Origin of the sequence: Mycobacterium sp. (genome assembly GCF_035314905.1) — a bacterium.
In the GTDB taxonomy this organism is placed as follows: domain Bacteria; phylum Actinomycetota; class Actinomycetes; order Mycobacteriales; family Mycobacteriaceae; genus Mycobacterium.
The window spans coordinates 1-6,466 of sequence record NZ_DATFYW010000063.1 but is presented as its reverse complement, the minus strand read 5'-3'; the positions used below and the strand labels follow the sequence as shown (position 1 = coordinate 6,466).

Here is a 6,466-nt window from a genome sequence, read left to right as displayed (position 1 = left end):
CAAAGGAGCAGGCATGCACACACCGCTATGCGACGAGCTCGGGATCGAGTTTCCGATTTTCGCCTTCACACACTGCCGCGACGTCGTCGTCGCGGTGAGCAAGGCTGGTGGCTTCGGGGTGCTCGGCGCGGTCGGCTTCACGCCGGAACAGCTCGAGATCGAGCTCAACTGGATCGACGAGCACATCGGAGAGCACTCCTACGGCGTCGACATCGTGATCCCCAACAAGTACGAGGGCATGGACTCGCACCTGTCCGCCGACGAGCTCAGGTCGACGCTGCAGTCGATGGTGCCCGGCGAGCACCTGGATTTCGCCAGAAAGCTCCTTGCTGACCACGGTGTCCCGGTCGATGACAGCGGCGAGAACGCCTTGCAGCTGCTCGGCTGGACCGAGGCGACCGCCACACCGCAGGTTGAAGTGGCGCTGCAACACCCGAAGGTAACACTGATCGCCAATGCCCTCGGCACCCCGCCGAGCGACATGATCAAACACATCCACGACTCCGGCCGCAAGGTCGCCGCGCTGTGCGGCTCGCCCGCCCAGGCCCGCAAGCACGCGGACGCAGGTGTCGACATCGTCATCGCGCAGGGCGGCGAAGGCGGCGGCCACTGCGGGGAGGTCGGCTCGATCGTGCTGTGGCCGCAGGTAGTCAAGGAGGTCGCGCCGTTGCCGGTGCTGGCGGCGGGCGGCATCGGCAGTGGCTACCAGGTCGCGGCGGCGCTGGCCATGGGCGCACAGGGTGCGTGGACCGGATCTCAGTGGCTGATGGTCGAGGAGGCCGAGAACACCCCCGTCCAGCAGGCCACGTACGCGAAGGCGAGCAGCCGCGACACCGTCCGCAGCCGCTCGTTCACCGGCAAGCCCTGCCGAGTGCTGCGCAACGACTGGACCGACGCTTGGGAGCAGCCGGGTAACCCGGACCCGCTGGGGATGCCGCTGCAGTACATGGTCTCGGGCATGGCGGTCGCCGCGACGCACAAGTATCCGGACCAGACGATCGACGTGGCGTTCAATCCGATCGGTCAGGTCGTCGGGCAGCTGAAAAAGGTCGAGAAAACCGCTGCGGTCATCGAGCGCTGGGTGCAGGAGTACCTCGAGGCGACTAACACCCTCAATGAGCTGAACGCAGCCGCCACCGTCTGACGACGGCGGCGGCTGCGGCTGCGCCGACGGCGGATCAGGGCAGCGCGGAGAACGGCAGCAGCGCCGCGAGCGGGTTTTGCGCTCCCGCGCTCGCCGTCCCGGCGGGCACCGTCTCCACCGAGTTTGCGGCAGCAGCGGCCGGCTGGGCCGCCAGGTTGGGCAGCAGTCCGCTCGGCACCAGGGCGGCCAGGTTGGTCGGCACCGAGAGCTGCGATAGCCCTGGGATGCTCGGCAGATTCATCGGCGTCGTCGAAGCGGCCCCCGGGATGCCCGTCAGTGGTGCAGTGGTTGCCGCGGACGGTGCCTGCGGCAGCGGCAGGCTGACAGACGCGGTCGCGGCCGGCGGTGCCGGAGGCGTGGCCGGCGCCGGCGGGACTCCGGTGAGAGCCGACTGGGCGGCTTGCAGCAAGCCGGTGATGGCGGGCGCCGGCGCGTTTGCGAATTGCTGAATCATGTTGAGACCCGGCAGGCCCGGGTTGGCGGGCGTGGCCGGGTCGGCCGATGCGGTGGCGCTCAGCGCCAGAGCGGCCGAGCACACGCCTGCCGCGACGATGGCGCCGGCGGCGAAGCGATTCCTGATCCGAGACATTGTTCTCCCATCCCCTTCACGTCGAGGTCTTGGCCGAAACTAGCGTGTTACTGGCGTGACTCAAGCGACAGATGTGACATTTACAGAACCGATGCCAAGGCGACGCGCTTCAGAGACCGGCGCTTCACTGGAGGCCGTCTCGGCAGCGATGATTCGTGTCGTGACGCCATTGCTCACCGCCTGCGGCGGGTTTCTGCTGGCCGTCCTGTGGATGGATCTGATCTTCGATGTTCAGGTCCTGGGTTACCGCGACTCGGGTGACGAACTGCCCGAACCGGTGCTTGCATCCATTGCCGGCTATTACCACCGCGCGACCACCACATCACGGCCGATGAGTCTGCTCATCGTGCTGGTGATGCTGATCTTGGTGGGCGCGTTGGGTTTCCAAACGGTCCACGGCGATGACCCGGCGTGGTTTCTGGCGGTTTCGGCAGTCGTGGCAGGTGGACCGATCCTGTTGGCGTTGACGCGGACGGTGTCGGCCGCGGTCCGGCTCGGCAACCGGACGGACAACCCCGCCGGACAGACACGCCTGGCCAGGTCCGTATGCCGGGATCATCTGCTCTGTCTGGGCTGCGTTTTCGTGTTCGTGGCCCTGTGGGTGGCACGCAACACCTTGGTGGCACTTCTCTGACGCGGGAATGCGTGACGTATGCGTATTCATCGACTCAGCTCCCGGTCACCGCCGGCGCAATGGTGATCAATCGGGAACCAATGCTCGAGTACCGGCAGCCTCACCCGTTCGCGGCGCAGAGCGGCGCGGCGACGCCGGGCCCGCAGGCGACGTCCGCGGCGCTCACACCGGCGAGGTAGCGTCGCCGCAGTAGCGTCATCGGCCGGGAGGAACGCTTCGATGCTCAGCTCGGCCGCGGTCAGGTCCAGGGCCGTGCCGAACGTCGTCACCGTAGTCAGAAACCTCAGCAGGCGCCCGTCGGAAGTGAACAGCTCCAGCGGAACGGCAACTCCGCCCAGATCACGCGTCTCTTCGAACCCGCCCGGGTACGACTCGATCTCGGCCAGCAGTGACGACACGTGGGCAGAACCGCTCAGGGCGGCCTCGCGTCGGCCGCCACACCGTCCAGCAGCACCGCCGCGCCCGCGTTGGCGCGCAGGATCCGCCACCCGCGGTCGACTGCAAGGCACGGATAAGGGTTGTAGGCGTGCGCTGACGGCATGGTGTCGGACCAGAACAGGTTTCAGTTATCCGATGGCCGAGACGTTCCGCCGGCGCTCTACCAATGCTTTACTGGCACGAGAACCCGTCGTCGTGAGGAGTGCCAACCGATGCCGACTCCCAATCTGCCGCCCGGCTTCGATTTCACCGACCCCGACATCTATGCCGAGCGGTTGCCCGTTGAAGAACTCGCCGAGATGCGCAGGACGGCACCGATCTGGTGGAACGAACAACCAATCGGTAAGGGTGGCTTCGGCGACGGCGGCTTCTGGGTCGTCACCAAGCACAAGGACGTCAAGGAAGTGTCGCTGCGCAGCGATGTCTTCTCGAGCCTGGAGAAGACAGCGCTTCCCCGCTATCGGGACGGCACCGTGCAGGAAGAGGTCGACAGAGGGAAGTTCGTCCTGCTCAACATGGACGCGCCACACCACACCCACCTGCGCAAGATCATCTCGCGGGCATTCACGCCGCGGGCGGTCGAGCGCCTGCGGGACGATCTCGGCGAGCGCGCACAGAACATCGCCAAGGCAGCCGCGGCGGCGGGCTCCGGTGACTTCGTCGAGCAGGTCTCCTGCGAGCTTCCCCTGCAGGCGATCGCCGGGCTGATGGGTGTGCCGCAGGAGGACCGCAAGAAGCTGTTCGACTGGTCGAACCAGATGGTCGGCGACCAGGACCCGGAGTTCGCCGGCAATGATTCAATCGCTGCGTCGGTCGAACTGATCATGTACGGCATGCAGATGGCCGCGGAAAAGGGCAAGAGCCCCGGCGATGACCTCGTCACGAAACTGATCCAGGCCGACGTCGAAGGCCACCGGCTCTCCGACGACGAGTTCGGGTTCTTCGTGATCCTGCTGGCTGTGGCGGGCAACGAGACGACGCGCAATTCCATTACCCAGGGGATGATGGCGTTCACCGACTTCCCTGACCAGTGGGAGCTCTTCAAGAAGGAACGTCCGGCAACCGCCGCCGACGAAATCGTCCGCTGGGCAACCCCGGTCACGTCGTTCCAGCGCACCGCGCTGGAGGACACCGAGTTGTCCGGCGTGCAGATCAAGAAGGGCCAGCGGGTAGTGATGTTCTACCGCTCAGCCAACTTCGACGAGGACGTTTTCGGCAACCCCTTTACGTTCAACATCCTCCGAGATCCCAACCCCCACGTGGGTTTTGGCGGCACAGGCGCTCATTACTGCATCGGTGCCAACCTGGCGAGGATGACCATCGACCTGATGTTCAATGCGATCGCGGATCAGATGCCCGACCTCACCCCCATTTCGAAGCCGCAGCGTCTGCGGTCGGGGTGGCTCAACGGGATCAAGCACTGGCAGGTCGACTACCAAGGTGGTTCGGCTGGCGGTTCCGGCGCGAGATGCCCGGTAACCCACTAGACACCCTGGATCCGTCCGACGGCGAACTGCTTGTTCGTACCGCGGTCACGGGCAGGGCCGCGAAAATGGGGCACCGCCTGACGATCAGGATGGACTCGTGGCATGTCAGGGTGCGCTGGCGAGGAGGCAAACCCACTGCGGCGGAGGTGACGGTCGACGTCGATTCGCTCCAAGTGCTCCGGGGCGAGGGTGGAGTGACCCCGCTGTCGGGTCCGGAGAAGGCGCTGGTACGTACGAACGCGCTGAAAGTTCTTGATGCAGAGCATTTTCCGCAGATCCGCTTTCACGCCGACAGCATCGAGGAGACGGCCGACGGCTACCGTCTGAGTGGCATGCTCGAGATCCGCGGCGAGTCGGGAAAGCGGGTCGTCGACGTGCGGGTGGCGGACCTCGGCGAGGCATGGCGATTGTCGTGTGAAGCCGGTGTCCGCCAAACCGAGTTCGGGATCAAGCCCTACTCGATGCTGATGGGGGCGATGAAGGTGGCCGACGACGTCGCCGTTTCCTTCACGGCCGAACGTAACAAGAGCGGTTGACAAGGCCCCGCCGGCGACAGCCGACTACGCCTGCACGATGACGGGATCACCGACGTTGGCCGTCTTGTAGTACCAGGCGGCGTTGTCGGGGCTGAGGTTGATACAGCCGTGGCTGACGTTGGCATGGCCCTGCGAATCCACCGACCAGGGCGCCGAGTGCACGTAGACCCCGCTCCACGTTATTCGCTCCGCGTACTGAGCGGTGATCAAATAGCCCTCGGGAGAGTTCAGCGGAATGCCGATGGTCCGCGAATCCATCACGACACTGCGGTTCTTCTCGAGAATCGTGAAGTTGCCGACCGGCGTCGGGCGGCTGGGCTTACCCATTGATGCCGGCATCTGCCTCGCCACCTGGCCATCGATACTCACGGTGAACGTGTGCGCCGAAATATCGGCGACACCGACGACGGCAGCGCCGGTATCGAACTGCGTCGGCGCGCCACCCGCGAGCACCGTCACCTTACTGTGGGCGGGCCAGAAACCATCCGGAATCCACTGCAGCGTATCGTCTTTCACCCAGTTGAACCGGCCGGTCATGCTCTTGGTCGTACTGATGCTGATGGTCCGCTCCGCGCCGGCACGGTCGGCGATCGGTTTGGCGAACGTGATCCTCAACGGATAGCCCACGCCCACCACCTCGCCTGGGGAGGGTTGCACGCCGGCGACGGCGAATGCCGGGTTGGCGCCTGGTGCCGCCGCGAAACTGGTGGCTGACGCCGGGATTGTCATTGCTGCAAACACCAAAGCCGCAAGTACAGGTCGAACCGCTCTACGCATGGCTTCCATTCTTCGAGGTGGCGCGATCAGTTGATTTCCATGTTAATGGAGGCGCCTGCGCTACCGGGCTTCTCGACACGTTTCATAACCCGTGATGCGGTGGACGTCAATTCACGGATTTAGCGTTGCCGGGCCGTCCGTGAGACCGCGGACTCGAACGGGCCGATCTGCAACTGGCCCGAACACCCTGCCGGTCACCTTTGATCCCGAAAGCCGCCCCCGTTGAGCAGGATCCGCCGGTAGGATCGCCATTTCCACTAGGGCTGCGGCGTTGCTGTGAGGAACCCACATGAAAGTCGGCCTGTACTTCGACTTGCGCAATCCCCACGCGTGGCGACAGGATCCCGCGCGCCTGCATTCGTTCACTCTCGAGGCGATCGAGGAGGCCGAGCACCTCGGCGCTGACTCGATTTGGCTCTCTGAGCACCACCTTTTCGCGGACGACTACGTTGCGGCGCCGTTGACGTTTCTGGCGGCGGCGGCCGCCCGCACTTCTCGCGTGCGGCTCGGCAGTGCGGTGGTCCTTGCCCCCTTGCATCACGCGGTGGAAATCGCCGAGCAGGCGGCAATGGTCGACCTGATCTCCGGCGGCCGCCTCGAGCTGGGCCTGGGCACGGGATACCGCGTTTCGGAGTATGAGTGGGGCCGACCTCCGCCGCCGCTACGCGCAGACCGACGCGAAGGCCGCCGAGATACGCCGGCTGTTGTCACCAGGTGGCGTGCTGCCACAACCCGTGCAGACCCCGCTTCCGATCTGGATGGGCTATCAGGGGCCGAAGGGGGCGCGGCGTGCCGGGCTGCTTGGCGCGGGGCTGCTCTCCGCCGACGCCCGCAACTGGCCGTCCTACCGCGACGGGCTGC

6 protein-coding genes and 3 pseudogenes are annotated in these 6,466 nt (G+C 65.6%); 6 read left to right on the top strand and 3 right to left on the bottom strand.

What is annotated here, in order from left to right; genetic code table 11:
* Positions 1 to 13: 13 nt before the first annotated feature.
* Complete coding sequence (locus VKG81_RS04890) at positions 14 to 1,144, top strand: nitronate monooxygenase family protein (RefSeq protein WP_324390232.1); 1,131 nt, start codon at positions 14 to 16, stop codon at positions 1,142 to 1,144.
* A gap of 34 nt (positions 1,145 to 1,178) precedes the next feature.
* Here VKG81_RS04890 and VKG81_RS04885 read toward each other — a convergent pair whose 3' ends face one another.
* Positions 1,179 to 1,733 carry a hypothetical protein gene (locus VKG81_RS04885; protein WP_324390230.1) on the bottom strand — a complete coding sequence of 185 codons (555 nt, stop codon included), beginning with the start codon at positions 1,731 to 1,733 and terminating at the stop codon, positions 1,179 to 1,181.
* 160 nt (positions 1,734 to 1,893) lie between these two features.
* Here VKG81_RS04885 and VKG81_RS04880 point away from each other — a divergent pair, with 160 nt between their 5' ends.
* Positions 1,894 to 2,367 carry a hypothetical protein gene (locus tag VKG81_RS04880; protein ID WP_324390228.1) on the top strand — a complete coding sequence of 158 codons (474 nt, stop codon included), beginning with the start codon at positions 1,894 to 1,896 and terminating at the stop codon, positions 2,365 to 2,367.
* A gap of 176 nt (positions 2,368 to 2,543) precedes the next feature.
* Here the strand turns inward: VKG81_RS04880 and VKG81_RS04875 are convergent.
* A pseudogene (locus VKG81_RS04875) lies at positions 2,544 to 2,893 on the bottom strand (transcriptional regulator); the annotation flags it as partial.
* Between the two features lie 124 nt (positions 2,894 to 3,017).
* Between VKG81_RS04875 and VKG81_RS04870 the strand changes: the two are divergent.
* Together VKG81_RS04870 and VKG81_RS04865 are read left to right on the top strand one after the other, a co-directional pair.
* Positions 3,018 to 4,292 (top strand): cytochrome P450, encoded by a 1,275-nt coding sequence (locus tag VKG81_RS04870; RefSeq protein ID WP_324390226.1) that lies wholly within the window; start codon positions 3,018 to 3,020, stop codon positions 4,290 to 4,292.
* Positions 4,274 to 4,828: a YceI family protein gene (locus VKG81_RS04865; protein WP_324390224.1), complete on the top strand. Its 555-nt coding sequence runs from the start codon at positions 4,274 to 4,276 to the stop codon at positions 4,826 to 4,828. The genes VKG81_RS04870 and VKG81_RS04865 overlap by 19 nt, the downstream gene beginning before the upstream one ends.
* Positions 4,829 to 4,852: 24 nt before the next feature.
* On the opposite strand, the gene VKG81_RS04860 is transcribed toward VKG81_RS04865, so the two are convergent.
* Positions 4,853 to 5,605: a L,D-transpeptidase gene (locus VKG81_RS04860; protein ID WP_414685167.1), complete on the bottom strand. Its 753-nt coding sequence runs from the start codon at positions 5,603 to 5,605 to the stop codon at positions 4,853 to 4,855.
* 289 nt (positions 5,606 to 5,894) lie between these two features.
* Between VKG81_RS04860 and VKG81_RS04855 the strand changes: the two are divergent.
* Positions 5,895 to 6,221: pseudogene (locus VKG81_RS04855) on the top strand (LLM class flavin-dependent oxidoreductase); the annotation flags it as partial.
* A gap of 19 nt (positions 6,222 to 6,240) precedes the next feature.
* Positions 6,241 to 6,466, top strand: a pseudogene (locus VKG81_RS04850) (LLM class flavin-dependent oxidoreductase); the annotation flags it as partial.